Raw genomic sequence first — 21,314 nt, forward strand, 5'->3', positions numbered from 1 at the left:
CGTTTCGCGCTACTCTCCTTTTCCAGAAGAATTTGCTGTTCAAAGGCAGCCTTCAAGGAATCCATCCCGGTCCGGAAGTCGCGGTACGCACTCTCCAGAGCGGGAAGGTCCTGCTGCGCAATCGAAGCTCCAACGAGCTCGCGGACGATGGCCAGATCGTGACTGCTTAGCGGGAGCGCCTCCTTGAATGGCCCACTCATCGGTGAGCCTCCGGGGTGAGCTGCCCATTGCGGACCACGCAGACGCCGTCCACCAGGACAACCCGTACATCTCGGAAATCCTCGGCGTTGGCGACAACTACATCTCCTGCTCTCCCGGCCTCAAGACGCCCTCTTCCGGGCGCGATGCCCGGGATGAGATCAGCCACAGCAGAGGTGGCCATTGCAACGGCACCTGCTAAGGAACGGTGTCCGTGCGCCACAATGTCCTGGACGGCAGAAATTAGCTCGTCATGATTGCCGTCGTGTCCATAATCGGTCCCGATGACCGAGATCAGTCCGGGTTCCTTAAGCAGCAAGTCCCAGTGCTCACGCGTCTTAACCGTTCGCCTGCGGTGCAGGAGATCAAAAACCGAAGCCTCGGCAGGCCAACCCATTTTGTTGCCCAGGACAGCCAGTTCGTGGGCCTCGGCCGGCGTGTGGGAAGGGTGGTTCGCGTGGGCAGATATGAGCGTGGCTCCAGTTCCCTCAAGTTCTGGCATTAGTTCCCTTAAGACGCTGGCGGTCGCCGATGCACTGTGGACGATGGCCGGCACGCCAAACTTCGATGCCGCACGGACGCCCTCCCGAATCCCTTCTATGGCGGGGACAAATGATGGCATCACCGTATCCCTGACGAGCTTCGCCAATTGGGTGGCTGTGAAGGCGTCCGCCAGTCCTGCGTCCCTGGCCGCCTCGGTCAGCGCGGCCGGATCGAATGCCTGGATGTCGATAAACCTGCCCAGGACTGCTTCCTTGATGCGGCGGGCTTGATCAATAGTGACTCGAATACCGGAGGATTTTTGGATTGCCGCCGGGATATAGAGAAGGTCCTGCCCTCCCCCGCCCAACGTTTGACCGCCGCCCAGCTCCCCGATGGCGACAGCACCGTCGTCGAGCATCCCTTGAATGGTGAGTTCGCCCGCCTCGGCTGTAAGACCCTGCCCGTCCGCCAATGCGGCGGCCTGCAAGCAATGTGGCAGATGCGTCGTCGCTCCTCGGACGTGCACGGCGTGCCTCTTGTCAGCTTCGCGGACATCGTCCATGGAAGCGAAACCACAGAGGTTGAGGACCGTTGTGGTTCCGGCCAGAAGGTGCCTGTCGAGATTCGCCATCCACCGCTCGGCAGGCAGTGCTGGGGCCGCACTCGGGAAAAGCGGGCCTGGCGTCACTCCGTGGGCGTGGATGTTGATCAGGCCTGGCATGACGACGCAGCCGGACGCGTCAACGACATCCCCGTCAAATGCCTGCTCCGTATCCCATCGGCGGAGTACATCTGCAATGCGGCCGTCACGGACGATTAGTGCTCCACCGTCGATGACTGCATCGCCGGACGCCGTAATAACGGTGCCTCCGCGAATGAGCGTAGACATTCGGGCCCCTCTCGGCTATTTTCATCATATCGAAGTTTGCTTCACTATAGCCGGAACGCTGCGGCTCCGGAACCCCGAATGGAGAAGCCAATGGCTCAACCACCCACGCAGCGGGATTTCGTCGGATATGGCGAGACGCCGCCACAATTCCGCTGGCCGGGCAATGCCAAGGTGGCGGTTTCCTTAGTGATCAACGTGGAAGAGGGTGCTGAGCGCAGCGTCCCCCGTGGGGACAAAGCCAATGACCTTGCGGCACATTGGATTCCCGCCCAGGCATCAGCGGAACGGAACATCACACTGGAATCCGCGTTCGAATACGGCTCAAGGGCCGGCATCTGGCGCTTGTTGAGGATCCTGCGGAAGCATGGCCTCCACGCCACCGCCTTCTGCTGCGCCGTAGCGTTGCAGCTCAACCCTCCCATCGCTGCAGCATTGGTCCGCGATGGACATGAGATCGCAGATCACGGGCACCAGTGGGACACGCACACAGACCTCGACGACGAAGCCGAGCTGCGCCTGATCGTCGCCTCCAAGAACGCGATAGAGGCCAGCACAGGCCACGCTCCCACGAGTTGGTACTCGCGGGATGGACTCAATCCGGGGACGCGCATGGTGCTTGCCGCCAATGGGTTCGCCTACGAATCGAACAGTTTCAACGACGACCTGCCGCATTGGGGCAGTGGTCAAGGCAACCCGGGTCTTCCCGTGCTGCCATACGCAGGCGATACCAACGATTCCGGGCTGTTCAAGCAATTCCCCACCGCAAACGCCTTCAGCAACCACCTGATCGCTGCCTTGGATATGCTGCTTGAAGACCCCCGCAGCGGCCCATCCGTGATGAGCATCGGACTACACCCGCGGCTCATCGGACGGCCGGCGTACGCGGTGGCGCTTGAACGATTCATCACCCACGCACACCACAAAGATGTCTGGTTCGCCACCAGGGCCGACATCGTCAATGCGTGGCTGGGCGTCCAGGGCGAAGCAGGGTAATCGCGAAGCTGGCATCGAGCCGCTTCTAATCCAAGGCCAGTAACGCGCCCCATCCCGGGATCGGCCGGGCGACCCCGGCAATGCGGAGCAGATGCCATATGGTCGCGATAGCACTGTCCACCACGGGAATGCCAAACTCCTGCTCGAGGCCGGCCACGAAGTATCCGGAGCGAAGGTTGGTTCCAATACACACCACGGCATCTAGGTCCCGAGTGAAGGCGGGCCTCATCAGACCCACCACTCCGGACTGGTCAAGCCTGGCTATTTCCGGGTTGGTCATCACAACTTCTGGAACCGAAATACCCTTGACGTCAATGCCGTGCGCGGCGTACTCCTCCTGAATCAGGGAAGCAATACTGCCGGGCCCCGGAAAAACGAGGCCGATGCGTGTTGCCTGCAATGCAGCAAGAGCCTCGACGACGGCCAAGGAGGCAGTGGTGGCCGGCGCGCCGCACATCGACTTAAGCCCGGCACAAAGACCCTGATCGCCGGCGATACCCGTCCAGGAGCCGGAAGTGCCGTGGAATGCGATGGCTTGCGGGTCGGCGTCTTTCAACAAGGAAAGAGCCTCTCCAAGAACGCCCAAGTCAACTGGATCATCAAGGCTTGGAGGCAGACGGAAGCGGGTGTAGTGCACTCCAAGGTCGGGCTGTTCCGCAACGATCGATGCTGTGAGCGTTTCTGCATTCGAATTGCTCGATGGGACCAGGATGCCAAGCCTGGTCGCCGGGCCGGGAACGCCCACGATTAGTGCGCTTTGCCGAGCGAGGGAGGCGTGGAGATCGCGAGCATGACTGCGGCCGAATTCGTTTGGTTGCTCCACCAGTGTGGCAAGGAAGCGTCGTATGTGAGGCTGTCGCCCGCTTCCAGCACAAAATCCTGCCCACCGATGGTCGCCACCAAAGTGCCGGCTTGGAGAATGACACACTCTTCGCCCTCGTGGGAATGCGGAACGTGTGCGCCCTCGAAGTTGGCTGGAATGGTCATGCTGATGACTCCCAGCTTGCGCTCTGAATCCGGAACGATCAGCTCCATGATGATGCCCTGGGAAGGAATTTCAATCCGTCGCCTGTCGGCCCGGCGTACCAGCATGTGGTCCTGGCCCTCATTCGGGTCCATGAACATGCTCGCCAGCGGAAGGTCCAGCGAGTTTGCCAAACGAAGAAGCGTCGCAAAGGAAGGATTACCGATTCCGCGCTCGATCTGGCTAATGAGTCCAGCGCTGACGCCTGCGCGCTCAGCGAGCTCCTCCACCGTGAAGCGGCCGAGGCGCTGCTGCTTGATCATGGCCCCGAGATGGGCAATCCAGAAGTCGCGTTCCAGGGACTCGGTTACTTCGCCTTGTGCTGTGTCCGTACCGTCCACGACGACTCCTTCATTAGTCCTCGGTTTTGCGTCAGTATATCGAAGATGATTTCGCTTGGATGCCTTTTTAAAGACACTGGATTCAACAGCGCCCGCGGCCTTGGCAAGGTTGCTCACGCCGCCCGCAACCCGGCGTAACCGGTCAACATGGAAGCAACCTCTTTCTCCCAATAGACGGCACAACGGTCAGCGCCACGGCGAAAAACGGACCCCGCTGCGGCCATTGCCGGCGCTGGAACTCCGATGCTGTAGCCAGCCCCTGCAACAATGTCCACCACATGCTGGATGGCTTCCTGCAAGGCTTCGGGGCGCTCTTCTCCACGTCGACGGAGGTCCGCGCCCAGGTCAGTGGGGCCGACCCAGCCTCCGCCAAATGCGTCGCTGTCAACGAACTCCTTGACGCGTTCCACAGCTTCTGCCGTCTCGAACAAGACGGTGAGCAACGGAGCGGAGGAATAGTCCATGCCAAAGGACGAAGCGGGTGTGACTTGGTGGGGGCGTGAACCCATGGGGGCGTACCTCGTAGCGTCGTAGGCCTGCTCGAGTTGGTCCACCGTCCGCACCTGCGGAAGGACGATCTCCCCTGCACCGGTGTTGGCGAAAGCCACCAACGTGTTCGGTTCCAAATCCGGTACGCGCACTGCCACGTGCACCCCCGAGCCAGCCAGGCGCTGCACTACATCGCGGCATTGCCGGATGGAAATCCCTGTCTGTTCCGCGTCGAGGACCAGGAAGTCCACCCCGGCGTGCGCGAGGAGGGCCAGCAAAGTAGGAGTGGGGTCGGCGGTAATGATGCCAACGCTGCGCTTAAGGATCGAAGACTGTTCCTGGGTCACGTGTGCATCCTCCTCACTCATCGGCGACGAATTGCCAGTCAGCAGGCTTGCTCACGCCAACAACGAGTTCCACATTTTCCAAACCGTCGTTGGTAAGTCCGTGCGTAGTCCCGCGCGGGATATAGATGCCATCCCCCGGTTTTGCCCGGTACGTAGTGTCGCCAAGATGGACGATCGGGGTTCCGCTAAGGACAACGTAGAACTCTGACGCGTCCGGGTGATGGTGGCATAGATGGTGCTGACCGGGAAGGATCCGACCCCAGCTGACGCACAAATCATCAGAACCACTAAGGTCCCGGGAGATGAGCGTGCTGACCAGGCCTTGGTCGCGCTGACCCTTGAGTCCTATCTTGTCCAGGGCAGTAAAGCCTTGCTCATTGACGTTGTGCACCAGGCGATCGATGTTGACCGTGGCTGTTTGCCCGTCTCCTGTTCCCATTTACGCCGCCCCCTCGAAAGCAGCCTCGGCTGAACTGGCGTTGGCCTCCACGGGTGGGTGCTCCATCCACCACCGTGCGATCTCCTCGCGCGTGGCGAACCAGACTCCCTCTTTGGCAAGGGCGTACTCCAGAAAACGGCGCACTCCGTGGGCGACGCTGGGCCGGCCGCCGATCCTCAAATGCAGCCCGACGGACATCATCTTGGGCACGGTTTCGCCCTCAATCAGCAGGCAGTCCAGAGAGTCCTTCAGCACGTTGAAGAAGTCCTCCGCGGTGCCCAGGCTCCCGTTACCCCAGAAGCGGGCATCGTTCGTGTCACCCGAGTAAGGCACCACCAGGTGATTGTGGGTGCCGGCCTTCACATAGTACGGAAGGTCGTCTGCGTAGGAATTGGAATCGTAAAGCACGCCTTCCTCGGCCAGGATTGTCCGGGTGTTCTCGGTGATGCCCTCACGGACATACCAGCCCACCGGCCGTACTCCGGACACAGCCTCGACGGCGGCCAAGGACTTCCGGATTTCACGCCGCTCTTCGTCGGGCTCCATTCCCACGGTTCCGCGCCACTTGTAGCCGTGGGCGCAGATCTCATGACCGTCCCGGACAATAGCAAGGGCCGCATCCGGATTCCGTTCAAGGGCAGCTCCGCAAGCCATGACAGTTGCTGGTACGTTGTACTCCCTCAACATGCCCAGGTACCGCCAGATGCCAACGCGGCTGCCATATTCGAAGAAGGACTCCTTCATAAGGCTGCGCCGCGAGGGATCAGAGGACCACCCGCCAAAGATCGAAACGTCCTCGTCCCGCTCATCGCCGGCTTCGATGGAACTTTCAGCCCCTTCCTCGTAATTCAGCACCAAGGAGACGGCAACCTTGGCGCCGTGAGGCCAAGTGACAATCGGGGGGTTCTCCCCATATCCAATCAGGTCCCGCATTGACTCTCTCCTTGCTGTGCATAGTGACGAAGGTTCATTTAGAGCCTCCGCCCTTCGTAAACCTTGCGGTGGGCAGCCAGTGACGTCTTGAGCATGCCCTGGACGTCGTCAATGACGTTTCCGTGGGCAGGCCCTATCAAGCTGGTTGGGTAGTTCTCCAGGGCTTCCTCGATGCTTCGGAACGCCGTGCCGACATCAACGAATTTGGTCCAGTAGAGCGCACGGCCCGTACCATACGCCGCCTGTTCCACGGACGGCGGCGCCGGCATTTCGGTGGAGAGCAAACGGCACTGCCCGGGCAGGTGCACGGGCTCATCGTCCTCATCCGGTCCGGGTATGTCGTGGATGTAGGAAAAGCCATCAGAAACGAACATGATTCCCGCACCGGAGTCGTAACCCCAGAGAGTGTTCTCCAGGTCACGGATGTAAGCCGGAAGGAAGTGGAACTCCCTGTCCCCGAGAGCGATCGACTCCCCAGCACGCTTGGCTGTCAGACGGTCTGCATACTCGGGGAAATGAAGTGCATAATCACGAATGTCCCCAACCACGACAGCCGACGGATAACGCTCCAACAAAACCGGAAGATTGCCAGCATGTGGGATTTCCGGATGCGTCGGGAAGACGTAGTCCAGCGATCTGCTTCCAAGCGCATTCTCCAGCTCGGCCAGGACGGTATCCCGATGCGCGGGATCTCCCGTGTCCACCAGGATGGATGCTTCAGAGCCCATCACCAGATAAGACGAAACGTGGTAGTGAACTTCCTGTCCCTCGGCGCTGGCGGACAGGCATCCGCCCAGCCAATACACACCTTCTGCGATGACGCGGCCCGTGGTGCGCTCCGCGCCCGAAACGTCGGTACTCACTGGATACCCACCTTTCTGATCGCCTCGGCCAGTTCGCCGGCCTCGGCGGCAGATTCGCTTGCGCCAACGATCGGCTCGGCGTACCCGGGTCCGATGGCCGCGACCTCTCGCCGGAGGATAACTTCTTCAACGTCCCGCGCAATGTCCCTCGTATCCGCCTGGGCAAACCACTGGAATTTTTGCAACCCCGCCGCCGCCGAACTACCCGAAGAGCGCGAGCTACCCGGGGAACGATGGGTGAATGCGTCCGAGGTCAGGAGCACTTTGGAGACTGGATCGAAGATCCAAAGCGTCGGCAGTAGCCGCATCAACGGCGACACGAACTCCAACGTCAGGCCATCGATAACCTCCACCTCACGCGAGGTTCCAGGATTGACCATGATGCGCTGCGGTGACGCAGTCATCCTCGGCACCGTAATTCCGCCTGTGTACCAGACCGATTCAACGTTGAACCGTGCTTCGATGGCCGGAAGGTTCAGGCAACATTCCATTTCCGTCCGTGTCAGCACCACAGCCAGCCGTTCCCCCGGATCCAGGAGTGAATCCAGCTGCCGGATGATTTCAGCTTCATGTAGCCGGATACCCGTATCCACCAGCACCGAGCCGTTGTCTCCCTTAACGAGGTAGCAATTGACAGGCTGGATGGTCCGGGTTCCGGGCGGGCACCAACTCACGTTTTCGTCCAGGACGATGTTTGCTCCCAAACGGTGAACGCGGTCTCCAATGAGGCGGTGTGCGCCGGTGGCCACCGCACGCTGGGCTGTGCCGGGATTCAACGGCTTCTCCTCTCTATGGTTCTCGTCAGTCGAATCAGGAGCCCGCGCCGGCCGAGTCCCAAACCTCAATGGCCTGGTCCAGTGTGCAGACATCATGGCGGGCCCTCATGACAGTTAGCGCAGCGTCGTGGACCACGGTGTCGTAGGCGCCCACAGCGTCCTCGATCAGGACTGCGTAGAAATCGTTGTGGACCGCGTCCCGCAGGGTAGCCTCGACGCAACCGCCTGTGGAGACACCTACCAAAGCAACGGATTCGATGCCCTGGCTCCGCAGCAGGAGCGCCAATTCCGTGCCTACGAATGCGCTTGGCCGGCGCTTTGTGATGATGACTTCGCCTTCTTCAGGCATGCACTCGGCGCAAAACTCCGTAGCCGGATCGCCCTTGAGGCTGAGCCTGCCAAGATCGATCGGCCGCCCGTTGGCAGCCGTGTACAAAGCCCGCAGCCAGGCGGGAGGCGAGCTGGCGCCGTCGGGAAGGTTTTCGACCCGGATGTGGAAGATCGGCACACCGTTCTTCCGGGCGGACTCAATTGCCCTGCCGCAGCGCTTGGCCACGGAAGGCATCATGCTCAGGTCGTGGCCGGAATCGCCGATGGCGCCGCCGGCGTAGACAGCCCCTTCCTGCATATCGATAACCACAAGGGCCGTAGTGGCCGGATCCAGTAACTCCTGCAGGGTGTCGCGGACCTGCTTTCCGCAAATTTCAATCATCGGAAGTCTTTCCTTCTGTAAGATGATGCCGGCCGGGTTTCGACGGCGACCGGCCGGCATCACGCGTAGCTACTGGCGGCCTAGCGGCCCAGGGAATTGAAGTGGATTTGGCCATTGGTCAGCGGAACCGCACCTGAGAGACCCTCCCTGGTGACCAGCACTCCCCTGGTTTCAACGAGCGACAGAATGGCTGCGCCCTCGTCCACCAGCCCGGCCATCTTCTTCAAGAGGCCATCGCGCTTCTCCGTTTCCTGGTCCGGAGTGGCTGCGAGTTCGCTGCGTGCCTTATCGAATTCAGGGTTGGACCACCCGGTGCTGTTACTGGGGGCGGCACTGCCGTAGAACGCGTAGCTGTAGAAGGCGGGATCAGCAATGACGATCGGCTCCGAGTACAGCACGGCCTGGTAACGGCCGTCGATGAGGGCCGTCGAGAAGTCCGTGGAACTGGCCACATTCTGCAACTGGACGTCGATGCCGACTTCCTTGAGCATGGACTGGATCAGGACCGCGGACTTGGCCGCTACAGGCCCCGGACGCGTAACGCTGTAGCTGAGGGTCATCGGGAAGCCATTGCCGTATCCGGCCTCGCTGAGCAGCTTCTTGGCTTCGTCCTTGTTGAACTTGTAGATCGCAGAGTCGTCAACATTGGGGAAGATCGATTTTGCGGGTTCACCGAAGCCTGCGTACGCACCCTTGATCAGCGCTTCGCGGTCGATAGCCATGGACACTGCGTGCCGAACCTTGGGATCGGCAAGTGGACCGGTCTTCGTGTTGATCATCATGGTGTCGCGGGTCTGGCTGGGGCAGTTCATGACAGTCACGCCCGGGGACTTCTCCAGTGACTTGTACTGGTCGTACTCGAAGCCATTGGCTACCTGTACTTCGCCGGTTTCAACCAGCTGGCTGCGGGTAGCGGTGCTCTGGACAGCCTTGACGGATACACGCTTCACCGTGCCGCGAGTGCCCTCCCACTGAGGATCCGCCGTCACGGTCAGGGATGCGCCGGGAGTGAATTCTTCCAGCTTCCAGCCGCTGTAGTCGGCGAGGTTCTTCGAAAGCCAGGCGTTGGCGGTGGGGTCATCAGCCGTCGCATGCTTCTTTGCTTCCGTGCTGTCGTGGATGTAGAAGAGGTTGTTTTGCAGTGATTCTTCTGTGTAAGAGGTAAGTCCCGTGGTGTTCAGCTGGAAGGTGTGCTCGTCGATCACCTTGACCAGGTTGTCAACATTGAAGCCGCTGCTCTTCAACGTCCCCTTCATCACCGGCTGACGCTTCATGCCGATATCGAAACTCCACCGGACGTCCTCGGCCGACAGGGTGTTTCCAAACTGACTCGTGAGCTTGCGAAGGGTGACAATCACGCCCGTTCCATCAGGGCTTGGTTTGGCGCTTTCGGCCAGGCGGCCCGATACCTCTGTGGACGGCGCGGGGCACGACTTGCCGTCGCTTGTTCCCATCTTGTATTCGAGGAGTTGCGAGCCGAGTCCACTGAGCACTACGTGCGAGGCGCTGCCTCCCCAAGGCGCCGGCGTCAGGCTGTCAGGCAGGGCGCCCACGGCAACAACAACGTTTTCTATGGATTTGGTAGCTGCAGTTTGCGGGGCTGGACCCCCGCAGGCAACAAGGGATGTGGTGAGGGCAATTGCAGCGCCTCCGGTGAGCAAACGCAGACTTTTCATGAAGGTGGCTCCGTTTATTGGGGGGAAAACTACGACTGTGCAGTTTCGTAGCGGTATGCCCGCTTGTGGCCGGCCCGGATGATGGGCTCCACGTCGCGGATGTTGCTAATGAAGTTGCCGTGGGTAGGGGCCACGGAGGTGACGCCGAGTTCATCAATAAGATGAAGGACGCGATCGTAAACTGCGTCTGCGTCGTTTGCGAAGCGCGCCCAATAAAGGGCGCTCCCGGTGAAGAAGGCAGCGTTCTCGACGGCGATGGGAACCTGCAGTTCGCCGGTGGTCAAACCACATTCGCCGGGGAGGTGTACTGGATCTTCGTCGTCGAGTTCAGGACGGTGCATGTAACAGAAGCCATCCGCAGTGAAGAGCACACCGGCTCCAGGTGCAAATCCCCATTGCGTGTTGGGCAGGTCCCGGATGAGGGCCTCGACCACCACAAACTCCTGCCCACCCAGATCCACCGTGTCCCCGGGCACCTTTGCGTGGAGATTTGGAACGATCTGTGGGTAGAACAAGTGGTAGTCGCGGGTGCCGCCCACCACCTGGATGTTCGGATACTTCTCCACGAGCCTGGGCAGGTTTCCGGTGTGGGGAAGCTCAGGATGCGTGGGGAAAACATAGGTCAGCTCTCGTCCATCCAAGAGCTCATCCAGAGTGCTTGAAATGATCGGCCAGCTGGACGGGTTACCGGTATCGACCAGGATGGACGAGTGTTCGCCCTGGACCAGGTAGGTGGAGTTGTGCCCGTGGATTACGCGGTCGGCCAAGTGGAACGGGAGGCAGGAACTCATCCATGTGACGCCTTTCGCGACGCTGCGCGGGAGGTCGCTGCTCATCGTTTCTACGAGTTGTTCTTCCATGGTTCTCTCCTAAACCAGCTGCGGGGTGAGGGCGTCGAGCATGAAATCCAGGTGACGCTTGACCACGTCGCGTCCCTTGAGAACGCAGCCGCGGGAAGGTGCAATGATCTCGGGGTCCAGGGTGTGGAACTTGTCCTGGAGCCATTCCCTCAGTGGCTCACATGTAGAGCGCGGGATCCACTCGTACTTCGCATACAAGTGCCCGGCTACCTGTTCCACCGTGGTGGTGTCCTCCACTGTGGAGTCGATGATGCGCTGGCCGTCGGGCCGATCCATCACGCCGTGGGTGAAGGTATCCGAGGTGAACAGCGTGCCTGTTTCCTGGTCCCAGCCCCAGAACGTGGGAAGGAGGCGAAGCAGGGGTGATTCCACTTGGAGCACGCGGCCGGGTGCTATCTCGATCTCGGCAGCCCGTGCAAGGGAGTCACCCTCTTCGGTCCTGTGCGCATCGATCTGGTGGCGCCTGCCTCGAAGTGCCATCCTGCTCAGGTCATCGAAGGCGTCGAAGGGGTTGATGACCCCTCCAGTGAAAAGCCGCTCGATGTCGAACCGACCGGCGATCGGTTCGAGGTTGGACACACAGTCCATCTCGCTTCGGGTGAAGAAGATGGATACTCCCCCGCCTTCGCCAATGAGCTCCGCCAGGTCATCGAGGATCTCGTCGCTGTGGACAGCCAAACCTGAATCAACCAGAAGGCGGGAAGTCCCTTCGGTCAAGAGGTAAGCGTTCGACGGCTGGAAGCCTGTTGCACCTTCTGGAACCCAGCTCACGCGGCCGTCGAGCGGGATGTTCCCGCCGAGGACCGTCAACTTGTCTGCATGCAATGAAGTGAACATATCTTCAATCTATTGAATCTGGAGTATTTGTCAAGGATTTTCTCAGGACTCTTAGCCCTGCTGCACGGCAGGCTCTACAGCCGGCTCTGAAGCAGGGGCCAGCTTCGACGGACGCTTTACACCACTAACGACGTTGTTGCGCGTCCTGGGATCCAGCAGCGTGATAAGGGTGTCCAGCAGCACGTAACCAAGGAGGCTCGTGGCACCCATGATCAACACGAACCCTTGGATGACGGGGACATCGCCCTTAAGCACTCCGTCCAATGACCAACCACCAACCCCTGGCCAGGAGAAGACACTTTCCACAATTGCCGCACCGCTCAGCGCAGCCGCGAACAACAGCACCATGTAGGTCATCAAAGACCCCCGCACGTCGCTGAGCGCGTAGCGGAATACCTGAAGTGGCTTCAACCCGCATGCCCTTGCAAACTCGATCTGCGGTGAGTTGAGCACTTGCAGGAGGCCAGTCCGAACGGTCTTTCCAAAGGGAGCCGCAAAAAACAAGCCCATGGTAATGATCGGCAGCACGGCCCTGCTGAGGATGGACTGCATTGTCCCCCATTGCCCGGCGAGCATTGCATCCAGCGCCAACGATCCCGTGACTCTGGGTGGTGGGATATCGGAGCTGGATAGCATGCCCAAAGGTGCGGGGGCCAGGTGGAGTTGTTGGTAGAAGATAAAGAGGAGAAGGAGTGCCAGGACAAACTCCGGCATGGCCATGAGGACAGAGACGCCGGCAGTGAATGCTTTGTCTGCTACGCGCCCATATCGGTATGCCGCGAGGGTACCCATTCCCATTCCAATGAGCAGGGCAAGCACAAGCCCCGGCACCAGATAGACAAGCGTGTTGGGCAACCGCGTCCAGATCTCACTCGAAACAGAGCTTCCCGTGAAGAACGAATTTCCCAGGTCCCCACTCAAAGTGCGGCCAATGTAGTGGAAGTAGCGTTCCCAAAAAGGCTTGTCCAACCCAAGCTGGGCATTGATACGGGCGATATCAGCTTCGGTGGCATACTCACCCAGGAGTGCTACGGCCGGATTACCCGGGAGGAGGGAAACCAGCCCAAAGCTCAGGGTAATAAGTCCCAGGAGGAGCAGGAACGCAATAACAACACGGGAGAGGATGTAGCGGATCATGCCATGGCCTCCTTGGTTCCTGGGTTATAGGGAATGGGAGGCATCGCCGCGGACATCAGGGTCTGGGTGTAGGACTCTTGGGGATGGGAGAGAACGTCATCCGTGGAACCCGTCTCGACGAACCGTCCTCGGTGCATTACGGCCACACTGGTACAAAAGTGGCGGACTGTATCGATGTCATGGGAGACGAAGACGTAAGTTAATCCCCTGGCCACTTGGAGCTTGGCCAGCATGCGCAGGATTGATGCCCGGATCGTCAGGTCCAGCGAGGACGTCGGTTCATCCAGCACCACCAGTGTCGGGTCTGTTACAAGGCAGCGGGCGATGCCCACCCGTTGCTGCTGCCCACCACTGAGGTTGGCGGGACGCCTGCTGAGGAAATCCTGCGACAACCCCACCTCTTCGAGCGTTTCCGTGACACGGCGCAGACGTTCAGCCCTGGAGCCATATGTCTTGGCAACGATCAGCGGCTCTTCGACTATCTGGCGGATCGTCAAACGGGGGTTCAGCGATGCGAAAGGCTCCTGGAAGACAATCTGCCAGCGCCGGCGTCGTTTCCTCAGCTGTGCTTTCGACAAGCCCCGGATGTCCTCGCCTTCCAGGAGGATTGTTCCGGAGTCGGCTTCAATGAGCCTCAGAATCAGGCGGCCCAGTGTGGACTTGCCGGAGCCGCTTTCACCAATGATCCCCAAGGTTTCGCCCCGTTCGACGGCAAGTGAAACTCCGTCCACCGCGGTGACAAGCTGCCCTTGGGGGCTTCGGAATGTTTTCCTGACATCCTTCAGTTCGATGATGGGCATGGCTAGGCACTCCTGGAGGGGGAGAGAACGGTGGGGTTCGTTGTGTCGGCACTCTTCGGCTGCGTGCCGTTAGGCCTCTCGGCTTCTGGCTCTGTCGTGGGGATCTCAGCTGCTTTCGGCTGTACGGCGGCTTTCGGCTGTACAACAGAATCAAGCAGCGAGACGGTGTAAGGATCCTTCGGGTGAACAAAAACCTCCGATACAGGACCATGTTCAACAATCCGGCCGCGGTACATCACAAGGACGCGATCGCAGTAGTTGGCCACCACTCCAAGGTCATGAGTGACAATCAACATCGATCGGCCGCTCCCCTTCGTCAACCTCGTGAGCGTGTCCAGCACTTGCCGCTGCACAGTGAGGTCAAGTGCCGTCGTCGGTTCGTCGGCAATGACAAGGCGTGGGTTGAGGTAGAGCGCCATGGCGATGACGACGCGCTGTGCCATGCCGCCGCTGAGTTCATGCGCATAGCCACGAATAACGCGTTCGGGTTCGTTGACGCCGGAAGAAGCCAACAATTCGAGCGCACGGCTACGTAGTTCAGCGTCCGCCTTCAGGCCGTGGGCTTTGGCGATGTTCGCGAACTGCTTCTCGATGCGGACAACGGGGTTCAGTGCGCTGAAAGGGTTTTGCGCAACGAAGCCGATCTCTTTGCCACGGATATGACGGATTTGCCGCTCTGGCAAGCGGATCAAATCCTGGCCGTGGAATTCGGCGGTGCCTTCCATGACACGACCGGGAGGCATCAGCAGCTTGATCACCGAGCGCACCACAGTGGACTTCCCTGATCCGGACTCACCCACGATGCCCACGACTTCATTGGCGCCGACATCGAAGGAGATACCGTGCAGGGCGCGCGTTACGCCGCCCCGGGAGTGGAACTCGGTCACGAGGTCCTGTACGTGAAGTCCTGTCATCATCGTGCCCTTTCCACTCGCTCGATCTTGGTTTCGATTCCCCCGGCGATCACGTTGAGGGAACCAATGGCTAGGAGCATCGCAAGGGTGGGAAAGGCAGCAGCCCACCACTCCCCGCGAATCAGCATGCTGACACCGTCGTTGATCATTGCCCCCCACGTGGGTGTAGGAGGCTTCACGCCTACGCCAAGGAAGTTCAATGCAGCAATGGTTCCGAGCGCGTTGGCGGCGGTGAGCGTTGCCTGCACGAGGACCACGCCATAAGCGTTGCGGAAGATGTGGTTGAAGGCGATGCGGATGGGTGAACAACCAATCGCTGCCGCAGCCTCCACATAACGTGCGGACCGAAGCGCCAGGGCCGCCGCGCGGGAAAGGCGCACAAATCTGGGCGCGGCCACGATAGCAATCGCGAGGACCACGTCCGTCGCCCCACCGCCCATAAGCTTGATGGAGACCACAGCGATCACAATGATCGGCAGCGCTGCAAATGCGTCAATGATCCGCATGATGGCATCGCCGAGCTTGCCGCTGGTTGCGAACAGGCCCAAAGGGACGCCAACCAGCAATGAGAGTGCTGTGGCGGCGAGGGCAACTGGGAGGTCAAGCTTCGCTGCTTCGATGGTACGGGAGAAAATATCCATCCCGTTGCCATCAGTTCCGAACCAATGGGTTCCGTTGGGTGCAATGCCGATCGCGTCTGTATCCGGACGCAGCGGGTCATGCGGCAGCGGAGCCATCAGGGCCATAAGGGGCAATCCCACAATGATGGTCACGGCGACGGCAACCATGATGGTGCTGGACCGGTTCATCAAAATGCTCTGGCCCCGGCGGGCCCAGCCAGTGACACGAAGACCGGGCGACGTACGCGGAAGACCTTGAATGCTCATGGAGCCTCCTCGCGGAGTCCGTGCGTGGTTGAGAGGCAGTCACCGGGTTTGCTCCGGTTGAGCCCACTCACAATGTATTGAAGATCGTCCTGACTGCGGACCGGTGGCTGGTACATGTTCAGCTCCTGTTCGGACCTTGAGGGGCGAGGGCCTCATATCAAAGTCTCATCACTTTATTGAATTTGACTGTAGCGCCAAGTGTGACGAATTGCACTCCTTTTTTGGAAAATCAGCGGATTGTCGCAGGTTGAGAGTTGGAATGGCAGGTTCTTCCGTGACCGCGACCCCGCGACCAGGTGGGCCCAGAAAGCCGCCACAAGTCACCTGCGGACCATTGACACCGCTGCCAACTGACTTCAATATAGTGATTAAGTGCCGCTTGAGATGAAGCTGGCTGCTGTCGACGCCGCCAGCGCAGATGAATGAGGAACGGAACCTACCATGGATGACTTTCAAGAAGCAGCAGCCGCAGTTGGCACCCGGGAGCCAGCTCCGGACCAGCCAGTGAAGTACCTTCTCCACGACGGCGAGCTGGTGGATTATGCCGATGCCCGCCTCCATGTGCTGAGCACATCGCTGAAGTACGGCGTCGGAGTATTTGAGGGCTTCCGCGCGTACTGGAGCGAGGACGATCAGCAACTGTACGCCTTCAGGGTGGCCGACCATATGAAGCGACTGATCGATTCCATGCGGGTTGTGGAAATTGACGGCCCCCAGGACATCGCCCAGCTCGGCGATCAGCTGCTTGGACTCATTCGCGCCAACGATCTGCGGGGCAATCTCCATATGCGGGCACAAGTATTCGTCGATTCCAAGGATGGCAAGCCGGAAGACACGGGTCCCTCCACTGTCTTCATGGCAGCCATTCCCATGGGCAACTACTTCGGTGCTACCGGCTTGGATGTGCAAATCAGCAGCTGGGCGCGTCTCTCCGATCGGTCCATGCCACCCAGGGTCAAGTCCATTGCCAATTACCAGAACGGGAGGCTGGCCCTGTTGGAAGCCAAGCGAAATGGCTATGACGCGGCATTGCTTCTCACCGAAAGTGGCCATGTGGCTGAAGGCGCCGGTTACAACGTCTTCATGGTCCGCCAGGGAAGGCTATGCACTCCCCCCGTGACCGACAGCATCCTTGAGGGAATCACCCGGGACAGCGTCCTGCACCTCGCACGGACCGAATTGGGCCTCGACGTTGACGTCCGGGCCATCGACCGCACAGAACTGTACTCAGCTGACGAAGTCTTTGTCTGCGGCAGTGCCGCAGAGGTAAATCATGTTGCCTCGGTTGACCGCACCACCATCGGCAACGGAACCGCCGGGGATCTCACCCGCAGCCTCCAGGACCTCTACCGGAGGGCCGTGATTGGACAGGTCGCCCAGGACCAGAAATGGGCCACGCCCGTCTACCCGTCCTGAATGGAGGCACCAATGAACGAAACGAAGACGCTGCAGAAAGTGCCGCGCGTCGGATTTGGCAATGCCTCGCTTTTCTTTGAGTCCGACGCCAAACCAGAACTTACTGTCGACCAAGGCGAGCATTTCTGGCTGGATGCGCGCAGCCTGCTCACCGGAGGCCTCTTCGAAGAGACCGGGGAGTACGAAAAACTGTCCATCCCCGTCACTGGTCCAGTTGCCGTTCGCGGAGTGAACCCCGGCGATATTTTGCGAATAGACATCCACGAAATCAGGATCGACCATCGTGGTGCGATGGTGACGCTGCCAGGACGGGGCGGATTCACTGACGGTCTGGGGCGGGCAGGTCGCGTGGTGGAGATAGCGAACGGGCATGTTGTGTTCGATGAGGAAACCGCCATTCCTGTCCGTCCCATGGTGGGGAAAATCGGAGTGGCACCTGTGGGTGCCGGCCCGAACTCCAGCACCGTGGGGATCCATGGAGGCAACATGGACTGCAAGGACGTAACAGCAGGTTCCGCCGTCGTGATACCTGTCCAAGTAGCCGAGGCGATGCTGTATGCCGGTGACCTGCACGCGGCGCAGGGCGATGGCGAGTGCTCGCTGACCGCGGTCGAGGTCGAAGGCAGCGTCCGGCTCTCCTGCACAGTCGTTCCCCGGTCCACAGTTGCAGCTGCAGCAAAACCGAACGCCCGCAGCCAGCGGCCAGTCGTCCTCAGCGGCGGTTCGGTCATCACAATTGGCGACGGCGACACTCTGGATGAGGCTGCGAGGCTCGCCTTGGACGACATGCTGGAACTGCTCCAAACCGACAAGCAATGGTCGCGGGAGAAGACGGCGATGCTACTGAGCGCCGCCGCGGACGTGTCCGTTTCACAGCTGGTCAACGCCCGGGTCTCGGCCAAGGTCACGCTGGCCTCCCGCTATTTCGGCACTGAACCCTTCTCCTTGGAAACTCCCGACACTACGAATGCGCAGGTCTCTCATGTTTGATCTCCTCCTGACCAATGGACTGGTTGTCACGCCCTCGGGTGCTGAACGCCTGGACATCGGCATAGCCCAGGGCAAGATCGTGTCCCTCCGCGCCACCGGAGTCGGCACGCCCGATGAAGCCCGGCGCGTGGTGGACCTCAAGGGTCAGCTGGTGGTTCCCGGCGGCGTCGATCCGCACGTACACACCAACTCGGTGCTTCCCACTGCGGCGGAGAGCGGCATCATGTGCTTTGGCCCTGACCGTGTGAGTGAGGGCGCCATCTATGGCGGCACAACCACGCTGGTGGACTTCGCCCACTGGAAGCCAGGCGACGAACTATCTGAGTCATTCGCCCGGAAATCGGCCGAATGGGCCGGCTCTACCTACACGGACTACGCGCTGCATGGGACGTTCAAGGAGCCCGAAATCCCCTTCGAGGTCCTGGAGCAGATCCCCGACGCGGTGGCCGGGGGCCATGGCAGTTACAAAGTGTGGATGACCAATACGACGCCGACGCGGCCCAAACAGAAAACTGATCTGGGCAACATGTGGGGGCTGATGGAGCAGACCGCAGCTGCTGGTGCCATGCTTGCCGTGCACGCCGAGGACGATGACATCGTCATGTACTCCTACAAGAAGTTGCAGCGCGAGGGCAAGATCGGCATCGAGTACATGCACCATGCCCACAACAACTTGTCCGAGAAGCTGTCCTTCCAGCGTGCCATCACACTGGCTCATCACGTTGGAGCCCCGATCTATTTGATGCATGTCAGTGCGCGCGAGGGCGTCGATGCAATCCGCGAGGCCCGGGGACGCGGCCAAGCTGTTTATGGGGAAATCCTTCCGCACTACGCCTATTTCACCGCTGACGACTACCGGCAGAAGAACGGCGCCATCTATCACACGTATCCATCGTTGAAGTCTGAGACAGACCGGGATTCAATGTGGGAGTCGCTGCTGGAGGGTTCGCTCAGCACCCTGGCGACCGACGGCGTCTGCACAGACCTTGACGTCAAGACGCGCGGAAAGACGATCCTGGACGCAACCGGGGGTCACGCTGGCGTGGAGATGCGCATGGCTGTGGCGTACACAGAGGGCGTGTCAAAGCGTGGACTGGACCTGCCACGTTTCGTTGACATCACCTCTGCAAATGCCGCGAAGATCCTCGGCCTTTACCCGCAAAAAGGCGTCATCGCCATTGGCAGCGACGCGGACCTGGCAGTTCTGGACACCACCGTGAACCGTCGCATCACCGCCTCCGACCTCCACGAGGCGGACTACACACCATGGGAGGGGTACAGGGTGGCGGCGTGGCCAAGCATGACAGTACTTCGCGGAACTGTCATGGTGGAAGACCGGAAGCTGCTGACCGGGCCTGATGGCACACTACTTAAACAACGGGTGTCCAGCGACGTGCTCAACCGCCCGGCTTGCTGACAGCCCGCAAGGAGAGGCTGAAGCCCTGCCCGCTGAGCGAGGAACGGGCAGGGCTCCGGCCGCTACGACACCAGCGCGCGATACTTTGCCCGTCGCTGCTGGAGCCCGGGCGCACCCCGCCAGGCAAGGCCTTGGAGTTCGACGGCGATCACGTCACCGATGCGGCGGCAGAAGTCAACGGGCTCGTGGGCGGCGTCAGGGAACGCATCCACAACCACGTCTACCGCTCCTCTGGCTGCGAGCGCGGCAGCCGTGATGCCCTGGCTCTCCGCGAGTGCCGGTGCGTGCGAAACGGTCCGTTGCACAATGGCGCTGGCACCCTCCGGCGGCAGCGGTGCGAGCCAGGCGTTCCGGGCAGCGATGGTCCGATCGGCGGGCAGCAGTGCCAGGGCGCCGCGCCGGTGACGAGAACCGCCGTCGTGCGTTAACGGCAGGTGCCCCGCCCCCATGTGGGAGCGGGGCACCTGAGTTAGCCCTTAGGCGAAGTCGGAAACCGCCGGGTCGGGGCCGATGCGACCTTCGGCGCCACGGTCCAGGCCGTTGATGGCCTCGACGTCGGCAGCATCCAGCGTCACGCTCAGCGCCGCGAAGTTCTCCTGGATACGGGATTCCGTAACGGACTTGGGGATGACGACGTTGCCGATGGCCAGGTGCCACGCGATGACGACCTGTGCCGGGGTGGCGTCATGTTTGGCTGCGATTTCGGCTACCGTGGCGTTCTCCAACAGTTCCCCACCTTGGCCAAGCGGCGACCAAGCCTGCGTCAGGATGCCCTTGGAAGCGTTGAACGCGCGCAGTTCGGCCTGGTTGAAGAACGGGTGCAGTTCCACCTGGTTGATAGCCGGAACAACTCCGGTTTCATCGATGATGCGCTGCAGGCCCTCAACCGTGAAGTTGGAAACACCGATGGACTTGACCCGGTCGCGCTTCTTCAGCTCGATCAGGGCCTTCCAGGTGTCCACGAACTTGTCCTGCTTGGGCTGCTGCCAATGGATGAGATAGAGATCCAGGGTCTCAAGGCCCAGGCGATCCATGGATTCTTCGAACGCGGCAAGCGTGGACTCATAGCCTTGATCGGCGTTCCAGAGCTTGGTGGTGATGAAGATTTCTTCGGCGGAAAGGCCAGAGGAAGCAATGGCGCGGCCCACTCCAGACTCGTTCCCGTAAATCTTTGCGGTGTCGATGTGCCGGAAGCCGGCTTCGAACGCCTGGCGCACAACCTTTTCGGCTACATCGTCTTCAACTTGCCACACCCCGTAGCCGAGCTGGGGGATGGTGTTGCCGTCGTTGAAAGTAAGTGTTGGTGACGAAGTCATGTGTGCCATCTTGCCAGCAATGGGTTGCCTGAGGCACCAAATATTACAGAGATCAGCTATCCGCTTAACTGCTTGCGATCTTGAAATATAGGCGTGCGCTGATATTTGCACACGCTTCCTTTATTGGACGCCTTGGGATCGCAGTTGGCGTTCAGCGTCGGCAACCTGCTCGAAGACCGACTCCGCCCTGCGCCTAACGGACAATGCGCCCACAGGGACGGGTCCAACGGCCAGCCGAAGCATGGCCGCTGCTTCGGCCGTGGTGGCCAACGAATTTCCAGCCTTGGACAGGGCTCGGTGAACACCGGCGAGTGAACCAGGAACGTCCAAGCCATCGCTCGGCGCCCTCTTTTGGGCTTCCACGCAGATGGTCCTCACACGAGGAGACAACTCGGCCAGCTCATTCGCGATCTCCACGAGCTCGTTGTAGAGCTGGTCGTCGTCAACGCCTTCAAGAACCTGGTGGTACCGGTCCAATCCGCGGTGAAAGCGATCGTGGGCGCGGCGCCAGAGCCCCTTACCCAGCTCAACATCATCCTTCCGCCCTTGCCGGACAGCCCCAAAGAAACCCACGATC

23 protein-coding genes are annotated in these 21,314 nt (G+C 60.5%); 4 read left to right on the forward strand and 19 right to left on the reverse strand.

Going from position 1 to position 21,314, the window contains the following annotated elements:
* Nucleotides 1–196: 196 nt before the first annotated feature.
* Complete coding sequence (locus ACTAQJ_RS12440) at nucleotides 197–1,570, reverse strand: amidohydrolase family protein (RefSeq protein WP_498696497.1); 1,374 nt, start codon at nucleotides 1,568–1,570, stop codon at nucleotides 197–199.
* A 90-nt stretch (nucleotides 1,571–1,660) separates the two neighbouring features.
* On the opposite strand from ACTAQJ_RS12440, the gene ACTAQJ_RS12445 reads away from it, so the two are divergent.
* Entirely contained in the window at nucleotides 1,661–2,563 is a 903-nt protein-coding gene (locus tag ACTAQJ_RS12445) for a polysaccharide deacetylase family protein (RefSeq protein ID WP_498696500.1), read from the forward strand.
* Nucleotides 2,564–2,588: 25 nt separating this feature from the next.
* Here the strand turns inward: ACTAQJ_RS12445 and ACTAQJ_RS12450 are convergent, their stop codons facing one another.
* From ACTAQJ_RS12450 to ACTAQJ_RS12520, 15 genes are all read right to left on the reverse strand, one after another.
* Nucleotides 2,589–3,308: a maleate cis-trans isomerase family protein gene (locus tag ACTAQJ_RS12450; RefSeq protein ID WP_498696502.1), complete on the reverse strand. Its 720-nt coding sequence runs from the start codon at nucleotides 3,306–3,308 to the stop codon at nucleotides 2,589–2,591.
* A gap of 2 nt (nucleotides 3,309–3,310) precedes the next feature.
* Nucleotides 3,311–3,928, reverse strand: a complete 618-nt coding sequence (locus tag ACTAQJ_RS12455; RefSeq protein ID WP_224094454.1) for a cupin domain-containing protein — start codon at nucleotides 3,926–3,928, stop codon at nucleotides 3,311–3,313.
* A 113-nt stretch (nucleotides 3,929–4,041) separates the two neighbouring features.
* On the reverse strand, nucleotides 4,042–4,764 hold the full coding sequence (locus tag ACTAQJ_RS12460; protein ID WP_498696504.1) for an aldolase/citrate lyase family protein: 723 nt from the start codon (nucleotides 4,762–4,764) through the stop codon (nucleotides 4,042–4,044).
* Nucleotides 4,765–4,777: 13 nt separating this feature from the next.
* Entirely contained in the window at nucleotides 4,778–5,203 is a 426-nt protein-coding gene (locus ACTAQJ_RS12465; protein ID WP_431118394.1) for a cupin domain-containing protein, read from the reverse strand.
* Nucleotides 5,204–6,136, reverse strand: a complete 933-nt coding sequence (locus ACTAQJ_RS12470) for a polysaccharide deacetylase family protein (RefSeq protein WP_431118392.1) — start codon at nucleotides 6,134–6,136, stop codon at nucleotides 5,204–5,206. It lies immediately after the preceding gene.
* A 38-nt stretch (nucleotides 6,137–6,174) separates the two neighbouring features.
* Nucleotides 6,175–6,999: an MBL fold metallo-hydrolase gene (locus tag ACTAQJ_RS12475; RefSeq protein ID WP_431118391.1), complete on the reverse strand. Its 825-nt coding sequence runs from the start codon at nucleotides 6,997–6,999 to the stop codon at nucleotides 6,175–6,177.
* The gene (locus ACTAQJ_RS12480; RefSeq protein WP_498696510.1) at nucleotides 6,996–7,775 is read right to left on the reverse strand and encodes an MBL fold metallo-hydrolase; all 780 of its coding nucleotides are present in this window, start codon (nucleotides 7,773–7,775) and stop codon (nucleotides 6,996–6,998) included. The genes ACTAQJ_RS12475 and ACTAQJ_RS12480 overlap by 4 nt, the downstream gene beginning before the upstream one ends.
* A gap of 34 nt (nucleotides 7,776–7,809) precedes the next feature.
* The gene (locus tag ACTAQJ_RS12485) at nucleotides 7,810–8,487 is read right to left on the reverse strand and encodes a cysteine hydrolase family protein (RefSeq protein WP_442004764.1); all 678 of its coding nucleotides are present in this window, start codon (nucleotides 8,485–8,487) and stop codon (nucleotides 7,810–7,812) included.
* Between the two features lie 80 nt (nucleotides 8,488–8,567).
* Nucleotides 8,568–10,163, reverse strand: coding sequence for an ABC transporter substrate-binding protein (locus tag ACTAQJ_RS12490; protein WP_431118387.1), 1,596 nt, complete (start codon nucleotides 10,161–10,163; stop codon nucleotides 8,568–8,570).
* Between the two features lie 29 nt (nucleotides 10,164–10,192).
* Nucleotides 10,193–11,023: an MBL fold metallo-hydrolase gene (locus tag ACTAQJ_RS12495; protein WP_498696512.1), complete on the reverse strand. Its 831-nt coding sequence runs from the start codon at nucleotides 11,021–11,023 to the stop codon at nucleotides 10,193–10,195.
* A gap of 9 nt (nucleotides 11,024–11,032) precedes the next feature.
* A complete protein-coding gene (locus ACTAQJ_RS12500) occupies nucleotides 11,033–11,860 on the reverse strand; it encodes a hypothetical protein (protein WP_431118384.1) in 828 nt (275 codons plus the stop codon).
* Nucleotides 11,861–11,911: 51 nt separating this feature from the next.
* Nucleotides 11,912–12,997, reverse strand: coding sequence for an ABC transporter permease (locus tag ACTAQJ_RS12505; protein WP_431118382.1), 1,086 nt, complete (start codon nucleotides 12,995–12,997; stop codon nucleotides 11,912–11,914).
* Nucleotides 12,994–13,797, reverse strand: a complete 804-nt coding sequence (locus tag ACTAQJ_RS12510; RefSeq protein ID WP_431118380.1) for an ABC transporter ATP-binding protein — start codon at nucleotides 13,795–13,797, stop codon at nucleotides 12,994–12,996. The genes ACTAQJ_RS12505 and ACTAQJ_RS12510 overlap by 4 nt, the downstream gene beginning before the upstream one ends.
* Nucleotides 13,798–13,799: 2 nt before the next feature.
* Nucleotides 13,800–14,714, reverse strand: coding sequence for an ABC transporter ATP-binding protein (locus ACTAQJ_RS12515; RefSeq protein WP_498696515.1), 915 nt, complete (start codon nucleotides 14,712–14,714; stop codon nucleotides 13,800–13,802).
* Complete coding sequence (locus ACTAQJ_RS12520) at nucleotides 14,711–15,598, reverse strand: ABC transporter permease (RefSeq protein ID WP_498696516.1); 888 nt, start codon at nucleotides 15,596–15,598, stop codon at nucleotides 14,711–14,713. Before ACTAQJ_RS12520 ends, ACTAQJ_RS12515 begins: the two co-directional genes overlap by 4 nt.
* Nucleotides 15,599–16,039: 441 nt before the next feature.
* Between ACTAQJ_RS12520 and ACTAQJ_RS12525 the strand changes: the two genes are divergently transcribed.
* The 3 genes from ACTAQJ_RS12525 to ACTAQJ_RS12535 are packed head-to-tail and all read left to right on the forward strand — an operon-like array spanning nucleotide 16,040 to nucleotide 19,421.
* Nucleotides 16,040–17,014, forward strand: a complete 975-nt coding sequence (locus ACTAQJ_RS12525) for a branched-chain amino acid transaminase (RefSeq protein ID WP_498696519.1) — start codon at nucleotides 16,040–16,042, stop codon at nucleotides 17,012–17,014.
* A gap of 12 nt (nucleotides 17,015–17,026) precedes the next feature.
* Nucleotides 17,027–18,004, forward strand: coding sequence for an acetamidase/formamidase family protein (locus ACTAQJ_RS12530; protein WP_498696522.1), 978 nt, complete (start codon nucleotides 17,027–17,029; stop codon nucleotides 18,002–18,004).
* A complete protein-coding gene (locus tag ACTAQJ_RS12535) occupies nucleotides 17,997–19,421 on the forward strand; it encodes a dihydroorotase (RefSeq protein WP_498696523.1) in 1,425 nt (474 codons plus the stop codon). Before ACTAQJ_RS12530 ends, ACTAQJ_RS12535 begins: the two co-directional genes overlap by 8 nt.
* A 62-nt stretch (nucleotides 19,422–19,483) precedes the next feature.
* On the opposite strand, the gene ACTAQJ_RS12540 is transcribed toward ACTAQJ_RS12535, so the two are convergent.
* From ACTAQJ_RS12540 to ACTAQJ_RS12550, 3 genes are all read right to left on the reverse strand, one after another.
* A complete protein-coding gene (locus ACTAQJ_RS12540; RefSeq protein WP_498696526.1) occupies nucleotides 19,484–19,870 on the reverse strand; it encodes a hypothetical protein in 387 nt (128 codons plus the stop codon).
* Nucleotides 19,871–19,897: 27 nt separating this feature from the next.
* Nucleotides 19,898–20,737: an aldo/keto reductase gene (locus tag ACTAQJ_RS12545; RefSeq protein WP_498696528.1), complete on the reverse strand. Its 840-nt coding sequence runs from the start codon at nucleotides 20,735–20,737 to the stop codon at nucleotides 19,898–19,900.
* A 120-nt stretch (nucleotides 20,738–20,857) separates the two neighbouring features.
* Nucleotides 20,858–21,310, reverse strand: a complete 453-nt coding sequence (locus ACTAQJ_RS12550) for a hypothetical protein (protein WP_498696529.1) — start codon at nucleotides 21,308–21,310, stop codon at nucleotides 20,858–20,860.
* Nucleotides 21,311–21,314: the final 4 nt, after the last annotated feature.

The organism is Arthrobacter sp. alpha11c (genome assembly GCF_054149985.1).

What these genes read in the sequence shown, in the direction of transcription:
- ACTAQJ_RS12440 (WP_498696497.1), bottom strand. Translation starts at nt 1,570, where the DNA reads ATGTCTACGCTCATTCGCGGAGGCACCGTTATTACGGCGTCCGGCGAT.
- ACTAQJ_RS12445 (WP_498696500.1), top strand. Translation starts at nt 1,661, where the DNA reads ATGGCTCAACCACCCACGCAGCGGGATTTCGTCGGATATGGCGAGACG.
- ACTAQJ_RS12465 (WP_431118394.1), bottom strand. Translation starts at nt 5,203, where the DNA reads ATGGGAACAGGAGACGGGCAAACAGCCACGGTCAACATCGATCGCCTG.
- ACTAQJ_RS12470 (WP_431118392.1), bottom strand. Translation starts at nt 6,136, where the DNA reads ATGCGGGACCTGATTGGATATGGGGAGAACCCCCCGATTGTCACTTGG.
- ACTAQJ_RS12485 (WP_442004764.1), bottom strand. Translation starts at nt 8,487, where the DNA reads ATGATTGAAATTTGCGGAAAGCAGGTCCGCGACACCCTGCAGGAGTTA.
- ACTAQJ_RS12490 (WP_431118387.1), bottom strand. Translation starts at nt 10,163, where the DNA reads ATGAAAAGTCTGCGTTTGCTCACCGGAGGCGCTGCAATTGCCCTCACC.
- ACTAQJ_RS12495 (WP_498696512.1), bottom strand. Translation starts at nt 11,023, where the DNA reads ATGGAAGAACAACTCGTAGAAACGATGAGCAGCGACCTCCCGCGCAGC.
- ACTAQJ_RS12500 (WP_431118384.1), bottom strand. Translation starts at nt 11,860, where the DNA reads ATGTTCACTTCATTGCATGCAGACAAGTTGACGGTCCTCGGCGGGAAC.
- ACTAQJ_RS12505 (WP_431118382.1), bottom strand. Translation starts at nt 12,997, where the DNA reads ATGATCCGCTACATCCTCTCCCGTGTTGTTATTGCGTTCCTGCTCCTC.
- ACTAQJ_RS12510 (WP_431118380.1), bottom strand. Translation starts at nt 13,797, where the DNA reads ATGCCCATCATCGAACTGAAGGATGTCAGGAAAACATTCCGAAGCCCC.
- ACTAQJ_RS12515 (WP_498696515.1), bottom strand. Translation starts at nt 14,714, where the DNA reads ATGATGACAGGACTTCACGTACAGGACCTCGTGACCGAGTTCCACTCC.
- ACTAQJ_RS12520 (WP_498696516.1), bottom strand. Translation starts at nt 15,598, where the DNA reads ATGAGCATTCAAGGTCTTCCGCGTACGTCGCCCGGTCTTCGTGTCACT.
- ACTAQJ_RS12525 (WP_498696519.1), top strand. Translation starts at nt 16,040, where the DNA reads ATGGATGACTTTCAAGAAGCAGCAGCCGCAGTTGGCACCCGGGAGCCA.
- ACTAQJ_RS12530 (WP_498696522.1), top strand. Translation starts at nt 17,027, where the DNA reads ATGAACGAAACGAAGACGCTGCAGAAAGTGCCGCGCGTCGGATTTGGC.
- ACTAQJ_RS12535 (WP_498696523.1), top strand. Translation starts at nt 17,997, where the DNA reads ATGTTTGATCTCCTCCTGACCAATGGACTGGTTGTCACGCCCTCGGGT.
- ACTAQJ_RS12540 (WP_498696526.1), bottom strand. Translation starts at nt 19,870, where the DNA reads ATGGGGGCGGGGCACCTGCCGTTAACGCACGACGGCGGTTCTCGTCAC.
- ACTAQJ_RS12545 (WP_498696528.1), bottom strand. Translation starts at nt 20,737, where the DNA reads ATGACTTCGTCACCAACACTTACTTTCAACGACGGCAACACCATCCCC.